The sequence below is a fragment of the Rhodococcus sp. GQ147 genome, assembly GCF_059759155.1.
The window spans coordinates 116,312-131,215 of the sequence record NZ_JCAXDU010000006.1 but is presented as its reverse complement, the minus strand read 5'-3'; the positions used below and the strand labels follow the sequence as shown (position 1 = coordinate 131,215).

Sequence of the window (14,904 nt, the reverse complement as noted above, 5' to 3'; positions counted from 1 at the left end):
GACAACGGGGGAGGGAACAGGGATCAGACGAACAGCGACAGGCCGAGCAGCGGCCAGACGAACCACGCGAACAACAGGACCAGCGCGGCGAGGAGCGGGCCGAGCCGCGCTGCCAGGCGCAACAGGTCGGAGGTCGAGTAGGTGGATGTGCCGGGCACGTCCGCGAACAGCGTCACGGGCTTGGCCGACGACGGCAGGGTGTGGCAGAAGCCTGCGGCGGCCGTCGAGACGAAGGCCGCGGCGAGCGGATCGACACCTGCGCTCGGGGCGAGTGCCACCACGACGGGAACGAGAACGGCGGAACGGGCCGAGCGCGACTGGATGACCAGGTGCGCCGCAGCGGAGATCACGACCACGACGACCACGAACAACGGACCGGCACCCTCTCCGCGCGAGGTGAGCGGGCCGAAAGCCGTCGATGCGAGCCAGTCCGCCGCGCCGCTCGTCGTCAGCGCGGTACCGATCGACAGCGTTGCCGCCATGAACAGCAGCAGAGGCCACGGCACGGTCTTCAGCGCAGGCGCGAGACGCACGGAGCCGTACCGCGGGGAGGTCGCGACGAGCGCACCGAGCAGCGCCACCACCGCCGGGTGGATGCCGTGTACGGGTTCGGTGCACCACAGCACCATCACCACGACCAGCAGAAGGGCGGCGCGGGATTCGGCGACGGAGAGCGGCCCGCAGACCGGGGTGTCGGCCTGCGCGCCGATGTCGGCGGCGGTGACGGTGAGGCGTCCGCGCCGATCGTCGGTGGAGGTGAACAGCAGCAGCACCAGTTCGGCGGCGGCGTGCGACGAGACGATCGCCAGCGGCAGGCCGAGGATCATCCAGGTCGCGAAGTCGAATCCGGTGCCGGTCGCCGTGACGAGGATCTGCGAGGTGATCAGGTGCGCACCGGCGCCGAGCAGCGACGCCACCGCCGACAGCAGGATCACCGTGGGGAAGAGCAACGCGAGTGCTCGCACCAGTCGTGGCCGGTCTGCGAGGACCGTCGCGAGCGCGACGAACACCGGGAGCACCAGTGCAGCACGACCGGAGGTCGACGGGACCGCGAACGCGGTGACGATCAGCGCGGCCGTCACCAGGTGCACGAGCGCCCGCGGGCTGTGCGCCCCCGTCACCAGGAAGGCCGCGCCCCGCGTCGCCAAACCCGAGGACGCGACACCGGAGGCGATCACGAAAGCGGACAACAGGAGCCACACGACGTCGTCGCCGAGGGTCGCGAACAGTGCCTCCGCGTCGATGACCCCGACGACCGTGAGGGCCGCGGCAGCGCCGAGCGCCACATAGGTGTCGTCGATCCTCGTGAACACCCACAGCCAGACGGCCACGACGAACACGATCATGGTGACGGCGGCCGGAGGCGTCAGGTCGGGGTCGGTGCGCGTGAGATACACGAGGAGACCGACGGTGCCGGCGAGTATCCCGACCGCGACGATCCGGCCGGGCGTCGGGGCGGTGTGTCTGCGCGGCGGACGCTGCTGTGGCGCCACGGAGCTCGGCGGGACGGTGGCGTGGAAGGTCATCGCAACCGGTACCCCGCTCCGCGGATCGTCTCGACCCGGTCTCCCCCGATCTTGTTGCGCAGTGCGCGCACGTAGACGTCGACGACGTTGGACGCGGGATCGAAGTCGTATCCCCACACGTGCCCGAGGATCTGTTCGCGGGAGAGCACCTGCCCGCGGTGACGCAGGAAGACCTCGAACAGGGCGAACTCGCGGCTGGTGAGATCGGCGCTCTCCCCTGCGATCTCGGCGCGTCGGGCCCGCAGGTCCAGAGCCATGTCGCCGTCGCGGATCACCGCTGCCGGATCGGCAGCCGAGCTGCTGTCGCCGATGCGCAACCGGATGCGGGCGAGCAGTTCGGCGAACTGGAACGGTTTGCTCACATAGTCGTTGGCACCGCCCTCGAGCCCCGCGACGGTATCGGTGACGCTGTCTCGCGCGGTCAGCACGATCACGGGGGTCCGCACACCTTCACCGCGCAACCTCTCGAGGACGGTGAAGCCGTCCATGCGGGGCAACCCGATGTCGAGGATCACCAGATCGAAGGCGCCACTGCGAGCGAGCATCAGGGCGGTCTCGCCGTCGGTGGCGTCGGTGGTGGTGTATCCCGCTGCGCGCAGCCCCTTCTCGAGGAAGGCGGTGATGCGGGTGTCGTCTTCGGCGATGAGGATTCTGCTCACTGCGATGCGGTCCTTCGAGTCTCGGCTGTACCGGGGGAACCGGCCGTGCCGGCCGTGCCGGTCGTGCCGGTCGTGCCGGTCGTGCCGGTGGTTCCTGCGGGGTCTCGTAGGGGGAGGTCGATGCCGAAGGTCGCGCCGTGCCCGACCGCGCTCTCGACCCAAGCCGAGCCGTGGTGCGCGTCGGCGATGGCGCGGACGATGGCGAGTCCGAGACCTGCCCCGCCTCGTTCGGCGGCGGGTCCGTGCCGGTCACCGGGGACGGTGCGTCCGCGGCGGAAGCGTTCGAAGATGCGTGCCGCGTCGTCCGGAGCGACCCCGGGTCCGGTGTCCCGGACCCAGATCCGGAGGTGCTCGGTGCCGTTGTGCTCGACGAAGACGGATCCGAGCTGGATGACGTCCCCAGGGTGGGTGTGCGTGACAGCATTGGTCGCGTACTGCAGCACGGCCTGGGTGACGCGTTGGGCGTCGATGTCGGCCATGCCCTCGGCGATCTCCATGAGCTGCCAGTCGCGGGTGCCGAGCATCTGCGCCTTGGCCTCGACGTCGAGCATGAGGTCGGTGACGTCGACCGGTCGTCGCTGCACGAAGTCGGGGCGCTCGGCCTTGGCGAGGACGAGCAGGTCGGTGACGATCCGCGCCATCCGGTCGAGTTCGTCCTCGACGAGCCGGATCGTCTCCTCGCGCGTCGCGTCGTCGGCGTGACCGAGATCCATGAGTTCGAGGTGCCCGCGGATCACGGTGATCGGTGTCCGCAGTTCGTGGCCGGCGTCGTCGACGAACTGCTGCTGCGTGGTGTAGGCCTGTTCGAGGCGGTCGAGCATCGAGTTGAAGGTCTGTGCCAGTGCGGCGATGTCGTCGCGTCCGTGCACGGGCACCCGACTCGTCAGATCCTTCTCGCCGATGGCGGCGGCCACCTCGCGCACCTGGCGGATCGGGGCGAGGATCTGTCCCGCGACCAGCCAGCCGATGATCGCCGTGAGACCGAGGCCGCCGATCGCGACCAGTCCGATGGTGCGGGCGGTGTCGGCGACCTTCGCGCGCTGCTCGGCGGTGAACACGGCGACGATCAGCGCGCCCCGGTCGTCGCCGGAGGTGACGTCGGCGCGGGCCCAGCGCATCTGTCCACCGTCCACCTCGTGGACGCCCGAGCCGGTGGGGGCGTTGAGGATGCGCTCGAACATCACACCGTCCTCGGTGAGGTTCGCCGGCAGGTCGGGCCGGTCCACCGCGATACGGCGGTCGAAGAGCAGCGAACCGTCGACGACGCCGACGATCACCTCGCCCTCCGAGGTGTGCTGGCGGTTGAGATAGACCTCGAGCATCCGCTCCACGGAGGTGAACGGGAACGTCGTGGTGGGGTCGACGCCCTCGGCGGCGAATGCCCGGAATTCGTCGATCTCCTGAGTGATGTCGGCATTCGCATCTCGGTCGACGTGGTTGAGGAGCAGCACCCGCGCGGTGACGACGACGGCGACGAGCGCGACGGCCGTGGTCAGCAGGATCCAGCTGAGGATGCGCCACCGGGCAGGGAGAGCGGATCCGCGACCGGGGTGAGGGATGCGGAGGTGACCGGCGCGCTCCGTCCCGGCCGGCTTCCCGGACTCAGTCGTCATCGTCGTCCCAGTCGTCGTCCCAGTCGTCGTCCCACTCGACCTGAGGGGTCGGCAGGGGCTGACGCGCGACGTCGGACCAGCCCGGATCGGGAACCGGGGCCGGCACGACGGCAGGCGGGGATGTCTGCGTGCCGGGGACCGACGGTGCGGACGCCGACTCCTGCTCGGGTTCGGGTCGTACCTCGGGCGCCTCGGCCCCGGGGGACGGCGCCGCGGGCTCGGTCGTGGTCGGCACGACGGAGACGGTGACCGATGCATCACCGATCTCGGGGGAGCCCGCCGGTCGTGTCAGGGCCTGGCTCCCCCACGCGAGGGCCGCCGGGATCAGCAGCAGCGCTGCGATCACGAGCATGCGTTTCATCACCGGCATGGAGAACAGCATCCTGTACCGGAGTGAATCGATCGTGAAGACCGGATGAGAAGACTTTCATCTTCCCCGGCGCCGGACACGACGATCCGTGTCCGGCGGTCGCGATCAGCGCTCGGGTTTACGCAGCGCAGCCATGAACATGGCGTCGGTGCCGTGGCGGTGCGGCCAGAGCTGCACTCCCGGCCCCTCCCCGACCTGCGGCACGCCGGGGACGAGTTCGCGGGTGTCGAGCTGTTCGACACCGTGGCGGCGCACCGCGTCGGACACGACGGCGACGGTCTCCGAGACGTGCGGTGAACACGTCGAGTAGAGCACCACACCACCGGGACGCAGCAGTCCGATCGCCGATGCGAGCAGTTCCTTCTGCAGCCGCACGAGTTCGGCGACGTCGCCGGGTTGCCGTCGCCACCGCGCCTCGGGACGCCGACGCAACGCGCCGAGACCCGTGCAGGGTGCGTCCACGAGGATCCGGTCGTAGCCCGGTTCGAGTCCGGGCTCGCGCCCGTCGGCGATGTGCACGGTCACCGGCAGGTCGCGGGCGGTCTTGCGGACGAGTTCCGCGCGGTGGTCGACCGGTTCGACCGCGTCGACGGCGAACCCGTCGATCGCGGCGATGGCGCCGAGCAGCGCCGCCTTTCCGCCCGGTCCCGCGCACAGGTCGAGCCAGCGGCCCCGGTCCTCGCCGACGAGGGGTGCGAGGGTGAGGGCACGTGCGACGAGCTGGCTGCCTTCGTCCTGGACTGCGGCCATGCCTTCCCGGACGGGTTCGAGGCGGCCGGGGTCGCCGTGCTCGAGGTGCACCGCATAGGGCGACCACGGTCCGAGCTCACCGCCGGTGACGAGCGCGAGTTCCTCCGCGGTGATAACCCCGGGCCGGGCGACGAGGTGGACGATCGGGCGCGCGTCGTCGGCGGCGAGGACGTCGGCGAGTTCGGAGGCATCCGATCCGAGCGCGTGGGCGAACGCTTGCGCGATCCACAGGGGGTGCGCGTATCGGAAGGCCAGGTGACCCACCGGGTCGCGGTCCGGGTCGGGGGCGAGCAGCGTGATCCACTCCTCCTCCGAACGCTCACCCACACGACGAAGCACCGCGTTGACGAAACCTGCTCGGCCCGATCCGAATTCGGCCCGGACGAGGTCGACGCTCGTGGCGACAGCGGCGTGCGGGGCGACGCGCGTGCGCAGCAACTGGTAGGCACCCAGACGCAGTACGTCGAGCAGCGCGCCGTCGATCTCGTCGACGGGACGGTTCGCGGCGTCGGCGATCACGGCGTCCAGCAGACCTCGCGCGCGGGCCGCGCCGTAGGTGAGCTCGGTGGCCAGGGCGGCGTCGCGCGCGTCGAGATGCCGCTCCCGGAGCAGCGACGGGAGAACGAGATTGGCGTAGGCGTCCCGTTCGCGCACGGCGCGCAGCACGTCCCGCGCGGCGACACGTGCGGGGTCGGCGGGAGGCTTCCACGGTCGGGGGGCGTGTTCGGACGCCGGATTGCGGTTCGGCTTCCCACCGCCGCTGCGTCCCCCGCGACCTGCGGGGTTCCGTCCTCCGGCATTGCGCTTGCCCCGCGGGGGCCTGCCGGATTCGCTCATCGCGCACGCACCTTCGGGTCGAGACGGGCGCCGCGCGCCCAGTCCGTGGCTGTCATCGCCTTCTTCCCGGGCGGTTGCACCGTCCCGAGCCGGACGGCAGTGGTAGCGGTACCGACGAGCACGCCGTCCTTGCGGATGTCGAGCTCACCGGGTTCGAGGGTCTCGTCGGTCACCGTCACGGGACCGATCTTCACGCGCAGGTCGCCGATCATCGTCCACGCACCCGGAGCGGGCGTGACGGCGCGAATTCGCCGGTCGACGACGTGTGCGGGGAGTGTCCACTGCACCTGGGCGGCCTCGACGGTGACCTTGGGCGCGTGCGAGACACCGTCGGCCGGCTGCGGTGCGGGCGTGAGGATGCCGTCTTCGAGGCCGTCGAGGGTGGATTCGAGCAGCGTCGCACCGACCTCGGCGAGGCGGCCGAGCAGGTCGCCGGCGGTGTCGGTGGGACGGATCGTCTCGGTGACGACGCCGTAGACCGGACCGGTGTCGAGGCCGGCCTCGAGCCGGAAGGTGCTCGCTCCGGTGATCTCGTCACCGGCAGCGATCGCCGCCTGCACGGGCGCCGCGCCGCGCCAGGCGGGCAGCAGCGAGAAATGGAGGTTCACCCATCCGTGCACAGGGATGTCCAGGACGTCCTGCGGGATCAGGGCGCCGTAGGCCACCACGGGGCAGCAGTCGGGTGCGAGTTCGGTCAGTCGCGCGACGAACTCGGGGTCGCGCGGCGAGCGCGGCGTGAGGACCTCGATGCCGTGTTCGTCGGCGATCTGCCCCACGGCGGATCGCACGACCTTCCGACCGCGACCGGCGGTGGTGTCGGGGCGGGTTACCACCGCGACGACCTCGTGGCGTGACTCGATGAGGCGGAGCAGCGACGGGACGGCGGGTTCCGGTGTTCCCGCGAAGACCACGCGCATGTCAGAGCACCGCCGAGCAGGAGGTGGGGTGCGCTGCGTGTGGACTGTGCGGGGATGTCACGGATGCTGCTCCAGTTTTCGACGGCGATGACCTCTCACAGTCTAGGGAGTCGACGTCGTGCGACCTGCATCACCGCGCCGGGCGGTCACCTCGCGGAGGCCGGCACCGGAGAGCATGGAGCTCAGGCGTCGGAGCCCGAGTGCCCGCGCTCAGGTGTTGGACTGGAGGATCAGTTCGGGGATACCGGTGCCGAGCGCGACGGTGGTGCACTCCCCGATCGCGTACCGGTCGGGGTCGAGCGCGTACCGCGCGAGCTGCAGCGAGAAGGGGTCGTAGACCATGTTGAAGTGGCCGGTCAGATCTTGCGGGCACAGCTCCTGGATCACGTGATTGACGGCGCCCTCACCATGGAGTGCGACATTGCCGGCGGGCTGGATGACCTCGTCGACCTCGCTACCGATGGTCGTGTAGCGCACGCCGGGCACGGTGTCGGTGGGTGTGTTGAGTTCGGTGAGCAGTTCCGACCCCTGAAGCTGCTGCACGAGGGCGACGGAGAACTCGCCCTCGACGATGTCGGTCGCTCCGGGCAGCGCGGCGACGGCGGCCCCGATGCCGTAGAAGGTGCCTCCGTAGCTCGGCGACGCGATCCCCACCCACCGGTCGACGACCTCGCCACCCCCGAGTTCGTTGATGTAGTAGCGGGCCACCGTGGCTCCCTGTGAGTAGCCGACGACGTCGACCTCCTCCGCACCGGTCGCGTCGAGGACCTCGGTGACGAACTCACCGAACTGTGCTGCGGAGACGCGGATGTCGCCCGTGCCGTAATCCTCGGCACCGTCGGCGAACCCGTAGTTCAGGGCGAATACGCACCAGCCTGACGCGGCGAGCAGCGGCGAGAGCGCAGCGAAGTCGGAGTAGGCGTTGGAATCGGTGCCGTGCGCGAGCACCACCGGATGAGGGCGCTCCTCGGACGGCACGCATGCGAAGTCGTTGCTACCGGCGGGGGCGACATCGGGGTTGTTCTCGGCGTATTCGGCCGCTTCGGCGTGCCCGGTGGCCACCGGTCCCGCCGGGACGGGCACGCTGCTGTACGACCCTTCCCCGAGACCGAGGATCGGTCCGTCGTCGGACGGGAGCGGCTGCGCCGCCGCTGCGCCCACAGTCAGTGCCGCTGCACCCACAGTCAGCATCGCGACGACACACGCTCCGACGACACCACCGACACTCCGCCCGGCACCCATTCGTCCGCCCTCTCCTCCTGCGCCTCCCCGGCACCTACGGAAGTAGATCGGTCACAATCACCGGCTCCGTTACTGTGACAAATAATATCCCCGGCAACGCGTGTGGCTGTCGTCCGTATGTACGGCAGCAGCCGGCGGGTCTTGCTCTCGGTCCATGCCGGATCGACACTGGGAACAGCCTCCGTCGACGGACACTCCACCGATCCCGACGGATCCGCCGATACCCGAATCATGGGAATCGCGCACTCCGCCCTCCGCCGCGACCTCCTCCGCATCGAGGTCGCCACCTCGACGAAGACATGGCAGCAGACCCACCGAGTGGCTCTCGCCCACCACGCGTTGTGGATGATGGATTTCCTTCACCATCACCACTGGTCCGAGGACCGTGGGCTCTATCCCCGTGGTGCAATGCAATCCCGACGCGGCACCGCTCGTGGAGAGGATGAACGCCGACCACCGCACCATCGAGCCTGCGATCGCCCCAGTCGAGGAGGCGGCACGCGATCTCCGCGCCGACCACCCCGGCTCCGGCGAAGCACTCGGTGCAGCACTGTCCCGCTTGTCCGAGGTTCTGCTCCCCCATCTCGAACGTGAGGAGCGGGAGATGATGACACTGGTCCCGACCAGCATCACCGACGCGCAGTGGCGCGCGTGGGACCAGGAGTTCAGTATCGAGCCGAAGGGGATGCAGCAGCTCGGCAAGGAAGGGAACTGGCTCATCGACGGTCTCGACGACTCCTCGCGCGATCACGTTGCACCTCGTGCCGCCCGTACCGCGTTTCGTCCTGCTGCGCATCCTGGACATTCGACATCGCCACGACTTCGCGGCGCTGTGGAAGGGTACGGACGCCGCATCCATTCCGTCGCAACCGATTCCGAAAGCGGCCTAGGCCGGCAGCGGAGATCCGCGCCCCCTCCGCGGCCGGGTCAGCCGATACGCGGCGGATCCACCTGAACCCGCAGCGGACCGTCCGCGCGACGCGCCGTGCGGGTGGCCTGGGCGTCGCGCAGGGCGCGACCGAGTGCGCGACCGCGCTCGCGTGCGACCCGCACGATCATCCGGTGCACGTCCTCCGGTTCGGGTCCTTCGGATCCGAACGGCAGTCGTTGCCCCGGCGGGAGCGGCACGGGCCCGAGCACCTCGGCTCCCTCGGGCAGGTGTGTGGCCTCGAGCAGTTCGGCGACCGCCGCGGACGACCCGTCGATCGCGGCCATGTGGACCGCGGGCGGGAAACCGACCTCGGCTCGTTCGGAGACCTCGGACTGGGCGTGTCCCACGGGATCCCAACGCACGAGCGCCTGCACGGTGGGGATCCCGGAATCGGCGACGACCACGACCTGTCCCCCGTCGGCGAACGACCGTACGAGCGCCGATGCGGTGAGCCAGCGGCGCATCGCCTCCTCGGTGGCGCGCAGATCGGCACGGCCGAGCAGGGCCCACCCGTCCAGGAGCAGCGCCGCCCCGTAACCGCCCTCGGCGACGGGTTCTGCGCCCACGGTGGAGACGACGAGCGACGCCGAACCGGGCACGGTGTGCTTGACGTCGTTGCCGCCGGAGGTCACGACCGGCACGCCCGGAAAGGCGCGGCCCAGTTCTTCGGCGGTGCGGGCCGCCCCGACCACCACGGCCCGCAACGAGCGCGCGCCGCACGCGTGGCAGCGGTGACGCGCATCGGCGACACCGCACCAGCGGCATGCCGGGATCGCGGCACCGTCGGGACCGGCCGCCGTGGGCAGTGCGAGCGGGCCGTTGCAGTGCCGGCAGCGGGCGGGTGCCCGGCACTTTCCGCACGCGAGCGCGGGCACGTATCCGCGCCGCGGTACCTGCACGAGCACCGGGCGGTCGACCGCGAGAGCGGATCGGGCGGCGACGAACGCGATGGCAGGCAGTCGCGCGGCACGCGCGGCCGGATCCCGTGCGAGTGCGTGGTCGCTGTCGGCGAGGGCCGTGACCTTCGGCGCGCACGCCCGTACGACGTCGCGGGGTGCCACGAGATCGTGTGCCCAGCCGGCCTCGACGAGCGCCTGGGTCTCCGCGGTGCGGGCGTGCCCGGCGATCACGATGGCGGCACCGACCGCGTGGGCGCGCAGAGCAGCCACTTCGCGGGCGTGCGGATACGGGGACCGTGGTTCGCAGTGCAGGTCGTCGCCGTCGTCCCACACCACGAGGAGCCCGAGATCGGGGGTCGGGGCGAAGACGGCGGCCCGGGTCCCGACGACGATGCGCGCGGATCCGCGCAGCGCCGCAAGCCAGCGTCGATACCGTTCGGCCGGTCCGAGGCCGGCGGCGAGGCCGACGACGTGATCGGCCCCGGCGACGTCTGCACACGCCTTCACGAGACGGTCGAGGTCACGCTGGTCGGGAACGACGAGCACGGCCGCCTTCCCCGAGGCGAGGGTCAGTGCGGCGAGTTCGGCGAGCCGTCGGGGCCAATCCTCACCGGGCAGCGCCTGCCAGGACGCGCGCGGGGCGCGGCCGCCGCCGAGCGCTTCGAGGAAGTTCTCGCCGTGCCGGTACCGGCCCCACGCGGCAGGATCGATCTCCGGAACAGGCGGAGGTTCCGGTGGGCGCGACGCCTCGGCTTCGACACGTGCGTGTCGCGGAGGTACTGCCAGACGCAGCACGTCGGCCCGGGTCCCGGCATAGCGGGTCGCGACTTCCTCTGCCAGAGCAGCGATCTCGGGCGTGAGGACCTGCTCGGACGAGACGACGCGGTCGAGTCGGCCGAGCTTGCCGGTGTGATCGCTCGTCGCGGCGCGTGCGAGCAGGAAACCGTCGACGAGACGTCCGGCGAAGCGGACGCGGACGCGGACGCCCGGACGGGCGTCCGCGTCCAGGTCGCGGGGGATCAGGTAGTCGAACTCCCGGTCGAGGTGCGGAACCGGTAGCAGCGGGAGAACCCGCGCAACCGGATCGACCTCGGCGGCGTCGAAATCAGCAGCCACCCGGGCCCGATCGGAATCTACAGACCGGCGGCCGCGCGCAGCTTGTCGGCGCGGTCGGTGTTCTCCCACGGCAGGTCGATGTCGGTACGGCCGAAGTGGCCGTACGCAGCGGTCTGCGCGTAGATCGGGCGCAGCAAGTCGAGGTCACGGATGATCGCTCCCGGGCGCAGGTCGAAGACCTCGCCGATGGCCTGCTGGATGCGGGCCGGGTCGGTCTTCTCGGTGCCGAAGGTCTCGACGAACAGACCCACCGGAGCAGCCTTGCCGATCGCGTAGGCGACCTGCACCTCGATGCGGTCGGCGAGACCGGCGGCGACGGCGGTCTTGGCGACCCAGCGCATCGCGTAGGCGGCCGAACGGTCGACCTTCGACGCATCCTTGCCGGAGAACGCGCCACCACCGTGGCGGGCCATGCCGCCGTAGGTGTCGACGATGATCTTGCGGCCGGTGAGGCCGGCGTCGCCCATCGGACCGCCGAGGACGAACGATCCGGACGGGTTGACCAACAGACGCACATCGGCCGTGTCGAGATCGGCCAGGTTCGGGTCGGCGAGCACCGCGTCGACGACGTGGGTGCGCAGATCCGGCGTGAGCAGGTTGTTCAGATCGATGTCGGCGGCGTGCTGCGTCGAGATGACGATCGTGTCGAGCCGGACGGGCTTGTCGCCGTCGTACTCGATGGTGACCTGGGTCTTGCCGTCGGGACGCAGGTACGGCAGAACCCCCGACTTGCGGACCTCGGTGAGCCGGCGCGACAGGCGATGTGCGAGAGAGATCGGCAGCGGCATGAGTTCGGGCGTATCGGAGCAGGCGTAGCCGAACATCAGGCCCTGGTCGCCGGCGCCCTGGCGGGCGACCTCGTCGTCGGTGAGCACACCGCTGCGCGCCTCGTGCGAGACGTCGACGCCGCCGGCGATCTCGGGCGACTGCGCGCCGATCGCGATGTTGACACCGCAGGAGTTGCCGTCGAAGCCCTTCGACGACGAGTCGTATCCGATCTCGAGCACCCGATCGCGGACGATCTTGGGGATGTCGGCGTATGCCGAGGTGGTGACCTCACCGACCACGTGCACCTGGCCCGTGGTGACGAGGGTTTCCACCGCTACCCGGGCACGAGGATCCTCGGTGAGGAGCGCGTCGAGAACCGAGTCGCTGATCGCGTCACAGATCTTGTCCGGATGCCCTTCGGTCACGGACTCACTGGTGAAAAGACGACCGCCGGTCTTGCTCACGAAACTCCCTCTCGACTGTGCGCCAGGCGCTGGACGGACAAACCGTATGGAGCATGCGCTCCCCGATCGGGTCGGCAGGACCCGATCGCAGTGCCGACGCTACTGCTCCGCAGGCGTCGGCGCGAGTATTGAAATCACCCGATTCTGCTGCGTTCCGCCAGCAGAGGTCCCAGCGCGTCGAGCACGCGGCTGGCCATGAGGGCCTTCGACCCGTGGGCGAGGGCGGTTTCCGAACCGTCCGCGGACAGCAACCAGCCGTTGTTGTCGTCGACCTCGAAGGCCTTACCTTCGCCGACGGCGTTGACGACGAGAAGATCGCATCCCTTGCGGGCGAGCTTCTCGCGGGCGTAGGTGAGCACGTCTCCGTGTTCGTCGCCGGTCTCCGCTGCGAACCCGACGATAACCGTCTCGGCGGACAGGCTGCCTTCGGCACGCGCTCGGACGAGACCGGCGAGGATGTCGTCGTTCTTCGTCAGCGCGATGGAATCGGGTTCGCCCTCACCTTTCTTGATCTTGCTGGTCGCGAAGGTGAAGGGCCGGAAATCGGCAACGGCCGCGGACATGATGACCGCATCGGCACCCGAGGCGTGCTTGGCGACGGCGTCCTGCATCTGAGCGGCCGTCTGGACGCGCACGACGTCGACCGCGGCCGGGTCGTCGAGACCCGAGACGCTGCCCGCGACGAGCGTGACGTCGGCGCCGCGCTGAGCGGCGAGACGGGCGAGCGCGTAGCCCTGCTTGCCGGACGACCGGTTGCCGAGGAAGCGCACCGGGTCGAGGGGCTCACGGGTACCGCCGGCGGACACGACGATGCGGCGACCGGCGAGGTCGCGGGGCAGCGCGTCGGCCCGCTCGAGCAGCAGCGAGGCCAGATTGAAGATCTCGTCGGGTTCGGGCATGCGCCCGGCACCGGTGTCCTTGCCCGTCAGCCGACCCGAGGCCGGTTCGACGACCACGGCACCGCGGCGACGCAGCGTCGCGACGTTGTCGACGGTCGCGGGATGCTCCCACATCTCGGTGTGCATCGCGGGCACGAACATCACGGGGCACCGCGCGGTGAGCAGGGTGGCCGTGAGGAGGTCGTCGGCGCGACCCGCGACCGCCCGCGCCATGAGGTCGGCGGTGGCCGGAGCGACGACGACGAGGTCGGCCTCCTGGCCGAGCCGGACGTGCTGCACCTGCGGCACCTCGGCGAACACACCGGTCTGCACGGGATTGCCGGAGAGCGCCTCGAAGGTGGCGCGCCCGACGAATTCGAGGGCGGACTCCGTCGGGACGACCCGCACGTGGTGTCCGCTCTCCGTGAAGGCCCGGATCAGTGCGCAGGACTTGTAGGCGGCGATGCCACCGGCGACACCGACGACGATGCGGCGGCGCTGCACGGATCCGGCCTCGCCGCTCGAAGCGGGGTTGCTCACTCGCCTTCGGTGTGCTCGAGCAGATCCGAGTGGATCTCGCGCAGGGCGATCGACAGCGGCTTCTCCTGCAGACCCGGCTCCACGAGGGGGCCGACGTACTCGAGGATGCCGTCGCCGAGTTGGTTGTAGTAGTCGTTGATCTGGCGTGCCCGCTTGGCGGCGTAGATCACCAGCGCGTACTTCGAGGAGGCGCGCTCGAGCAGCTCGTCGATAGGCGGGTTGGTGATACCCGTGGGGGTGTCGTAGACCGGAAGGGTGTTGCCCTCGAGGTCGGTCGCGGCTGCCTGGATGCTGCTCACTCGGTGTTCTCCTGAGAGGTCGCGGGATGGGAGGGCGCCGGAACCGGCAGCCGGATGCGCTCGAGGCGCGGACGGATCAGTCGGCTCCGGGTCCAACCAACAAGGATACCAATTCATCGCAGGCCCGGTCGACATCGTCGTTGACGATCACGACGTCGAACTCGTCCTGCGCGGCCAGTTCGCTGCGGGCGGTATCGAGCCTGCGAGCGACGACCTCGTCGGTTTCGGTGCCTCGGCCGGTGAGGCGCTCGACGAGCACCTCCCAACTGGGCGGGGCGAGAAAGACGAGGACCGCGTCCTGCATCGCCGCACGGACGGCCCGCGCTCCCGCGAGGTCGACCTCCACGAGCACCGGATACCCCTCGGCGAGTGCGTCGAGCACCGGTTTGGCCGGAGTACCCGATCGCTGCAGGCCGCCATGGATGTCGGCCCATTCGAGCAGTTCACCGGCTTCGATCATCCGGTCGAACTCGGCGCGGCCGACGAAGTGGTAGTCCACCCCGTCCACCTCACCCGGTCGCGGGTCCCGGGTGGTGGCCGAGACACTGAAGTGCAGATCCGGGATCCGGCTCCGCAGAAGGCGTACGACGGTCGACTTACCCACCGCGGAGGGTCCGGCCAGTACCACCAGCCGGCCCCTCCGCGTTGCGGGTGCGCTGTCCGTCACGGGTCGTGCGTCAGCTACCACGTGCTCAGGCGTCGAAATCGAACCTGGCGAGCAGGGCCTTGCGCTGACGGTCGCCGAGGCCGCGCAGACGGCGGGTCGGGGCGATCTCCAGCTCGGTCATGATTTCCTGCGCCTTGACCTTGCCGACCTTCGGCAGGGCCTCGAGCAGCGCCGACACCTTCATCTTGCCGAGGATCTCGTCGTTCTCGGCGTCCTTGAGCACCTGCTTGAGGTCGGTGCCGCCGCGCTTGAGGCGCTCCTTGAGCTCAGCCCGGGCACGACGGGCAGCAGCCGCCTTCTCCAGAGCAGCGGCGCGCTGCTCATCGGTCAGCTGGGGAAGGGCCACGGTTCCTCCGTCTCATCGTTGGCTTTCGAGTCTTCACCGCTGTAACCAGCGGCGATAGCGACCGTACTCACGACCACCGACG

The 14,904-nt window shown here is 70.1% G+C and carries 14 protein-coding genes; 1 reads left to right on the top strand and 13 read right to left on the bottom strand.

Going from position 1 to position 14,904, the window contains the following annotated elements:
- Positions 1 to 23 precede the first annotated feature (23 nt).
- The 7 genes from AC6CID_RS09525 to AC6CID_RS09495 form a co-directional block, all read right to left on the bottom strand.
- Positions 24 to 1,526, bottom strand: a complete 1,503-nt coding sequence (locus AC6CID_RS09525) for an SLC13 family permease (RefSeq protein WP_006551462.1) — start codon at positions 1,524 to 1,526, stop codon at positions 24 to 26.
- The gene (locus tag AC6CID_RS09520) at positions 1,523 to 2,185 is read right to left on the bottom strand and encodes a response regulator transcription factor (protein ID WP_006551461.1); all 663 of its coding nucleotides are present in this window, start codon (positions 2,183 to 2,185) and stop codon (positions 1,523 to 1,525) included. Before AC6CID_RS09520 ends, AC6CID_RS09525 begins: the two co-directional genes overlap by 4 nt.
- A complete protein-coding gene (locus AC6CID_RS09515) occupies positions 2,182 to 3,798 on the bottom strand; it encodes a sensor histidine kinase (RefSeq protein ID WP_498353871.1) in 1,617 nt (538 codons plus the stop codon). Before AC6CID_RS09515 ends, AC6CID_RS09520 begins: the two co-directional genes overlap by 4 nt.
- Complete coding sequence (locus AC6CID_RS09510) at positions 3,788 to 4,168, bottom strand: hypothetical protein (protein ID WP_248846178.1); 381 nt, start codon at positions 4,166 to 4,168, stop codon at positions 3,788 to 3,790. Before AC6CID_RS09510 ends, AC6CID_RS09515 begins: the two co-directional genes overlap by 11 nt.
- A 105-nt stretch (positions 4,169 to 4,273) precedes the next feature.
- Positions 4,274 to 5,755: an RsmB/NOP family class I SAM-dependent RNA methyltransferase gene (locus tag AC6CID_RS09505; protein ID WP_006551458.1), complete on the bottom strand. Its 1,482-nt coding sequence runs from the start codon at positions 5,753 to 5,755 to the stop codon at positions 4,274 to 4,276.
- A complete protein-coding gene (gene fmt, locus AC6CID_RS09500; RefSeq protein ID WP_024100791.1) occupies positions 5,752 to 6,672 on the bottom strand; it encodes a methionyl-tRNA formyltransferase in 921 nt (306 codons plus the stop codon). Before fmt ends, AC6CID_RS09505 begins: the two co-directional genes overlap by 4 nt.
- Positions 6,673 to 6,882: 210 nt before the next feature.
- On the bottom strand, positions 6,883 to 7,914 hold the full coding sequence (locus AC6CID_RS09495; protein WP_498353870.1) for an esterase/lipase family protein: 1,032 nt from the start codon (positions 7,912 to 7,914) through the stop codon (positions 6,883 to 6,885).
- A gap of 442 nt (positions 7,915 to 8,356) precedes the next feature.
- On the opposite strand from AC6CID_RS09495, the gene AC6CID_RS09490 reads away from it, so the two are divergent.
- On the top strand, positions 8,357 to 8,869 hold the full coding sequence (locus AC6CID_RS09490; protein ID WP_498353869.1) for a hemerythrin domain-containing protein: 513 nt from the start codon (positions 8,357 to 8,359) through the stop codon (positions 8,867 to 8,869).
- Here AC6CID_RS09490 and AC6CID_RS09485 read toward each other — a convergent pair.
- From AC6CID_RS09485 to mihF, 6 genes are all read right to left on the bottom strand, one after another.
- Positions 8,842 to 10,860: a primosomal protein N' gene (locus tag AC6CID_RS09485; protein WP_498353868.1), complete on the bottom strand. Its 2,019-nt coding sequence runs from the start codon at positions 10,858 to 10,860 to the stop codon at positions 8,842 to 8,844. The two genes, AC6CID_RS09490 and AC6CID_RS09485, sit on opposite strands and share 28 nt — an antisense overlap.
- Before the next feature lie 17 nt (positions 10,861 to 10,877).
- Positions 10,878 to 12,092 (bottom strand): methionine adenosyltransferase, encoded by a 1,215-nt coding sequence (gene metK / locus AC6CID_RS09480; RefSeq protein WP_193903676.1) that lies wholly within the window; start codon positions 12,090 to 12,092, stop codon positions 10,878 to 10,880.
- Positions 12,093 to 12,226: 134 nt separating this feature from the next.
- The gene (gene coaBC, locus AC6CID_RS09475; RefSeq protein ID WP_498353867.1) at positions 12,227 to 13,510 is read right to left on the bottom strand and encodes a bifunctional phosphopantothenoylcysteine decarboxylase/phosphopantothenate--cysteine ligase CoaBC; all 1,284 of its coding nucleotides are present in this window, start codon (positions 13,508 to 13,510) and stop codon (positions 12,227 to 12,229) included.
- The gene (gene rpoZ, locus AC6CID_RS09470; RefSeq protein ID WP_006551452.1) at positions 13,507 to 13,809 is read right to left on the bottom strand and encodes a DNA-directed RNA polymerase subunit omega; all 303 of its coding nucleotides are present in this window, start codon (positions 13,807 to 13,809) and stop codon (positions 13,507 to 13,509) included. Before rpoZ ends, coaBC begins: the two co-directional genes overlap by 4 nt.
- A gap of 76 nt (positions 13,810 to 13,885) precedes the next feature.
- A complete protein-coding gene (gmk, locus tag AC6CID_RS09465) occupies positions 13,886 to 14,437 on the bottom strand; it encodes a guanylate kinase (RefSeq protein WP_231411865.1) in 552 nt (183 codons plus the stop codon).
- A gap of 64 nt (positions 14,438 to 14,501) precedes the next feature.
- The gene (gene mihF, locus AC6CID_RS09460) at positions 14,502 to 14,822 is read right to left on the bottom strand and encodes an integration host factor, actinobacterial type (protein WP_006551450.1); all 321 of its coding nucleotides are present in this window, start codon (positions 14,820 to 14,822) and stop codon (positions 14,502 to 14,504) included.
- Positions 14,823 to 14,904 lie beyond the last annotated feature (82 nt).

Coding starts and splice junctions, on each gene's coding strand:
- AC6CID_RS09490 (WP_498353869.1), top strand. CDS start 8,357: ATGAACGCCGACCACCGCACCATCGAGCCTGCGATCGCCCCAGTCGAG.
- AC6CID_RS09505 (WP_006551458.1), bottom strand. CDS start 5,755: ATGAGCGAATCCGGCAGGCCCCCGCGGGGCAAGCGCAATGCCGGAGGA.
- AC6CID_RS09515 (WP_498353871.1), bottom strand. CDS start 3,798: ATGACGACTGAGTCCGGGAAGCCGGCCGGGACGGAGCGCGCCGGTCAC.
- AC6CID_RS09510 (WP_248846178.1), bottom strand. CDS start 4,168: ATGCCGGTGATGAAACGCATGCTCGTGATCGCAGCGCTGCTGCTGATC.
- AC6CID_RS09525 (WP_006551462.1), bottom strand. CDS start 1,526: ATGACCTTCCACGCCACCGTCCCGCCGAGCTCCGTGGCGCCACAGCAG.
- AC6CID_RS09495 (WP_498353870.1), bottom strand. CDS start 7,914: ATGGGTGCCGGGCGGAGTGTCGGTGGTGTCGTCGGAGCGTGTGTCGTC.
- fmt (WP_024100791.1), bottom strand. CDS start 6,672: ATGCGCGTGGTCTTCGCGGGAACACCGGAACCCGCCGTCCCGTCGCTG.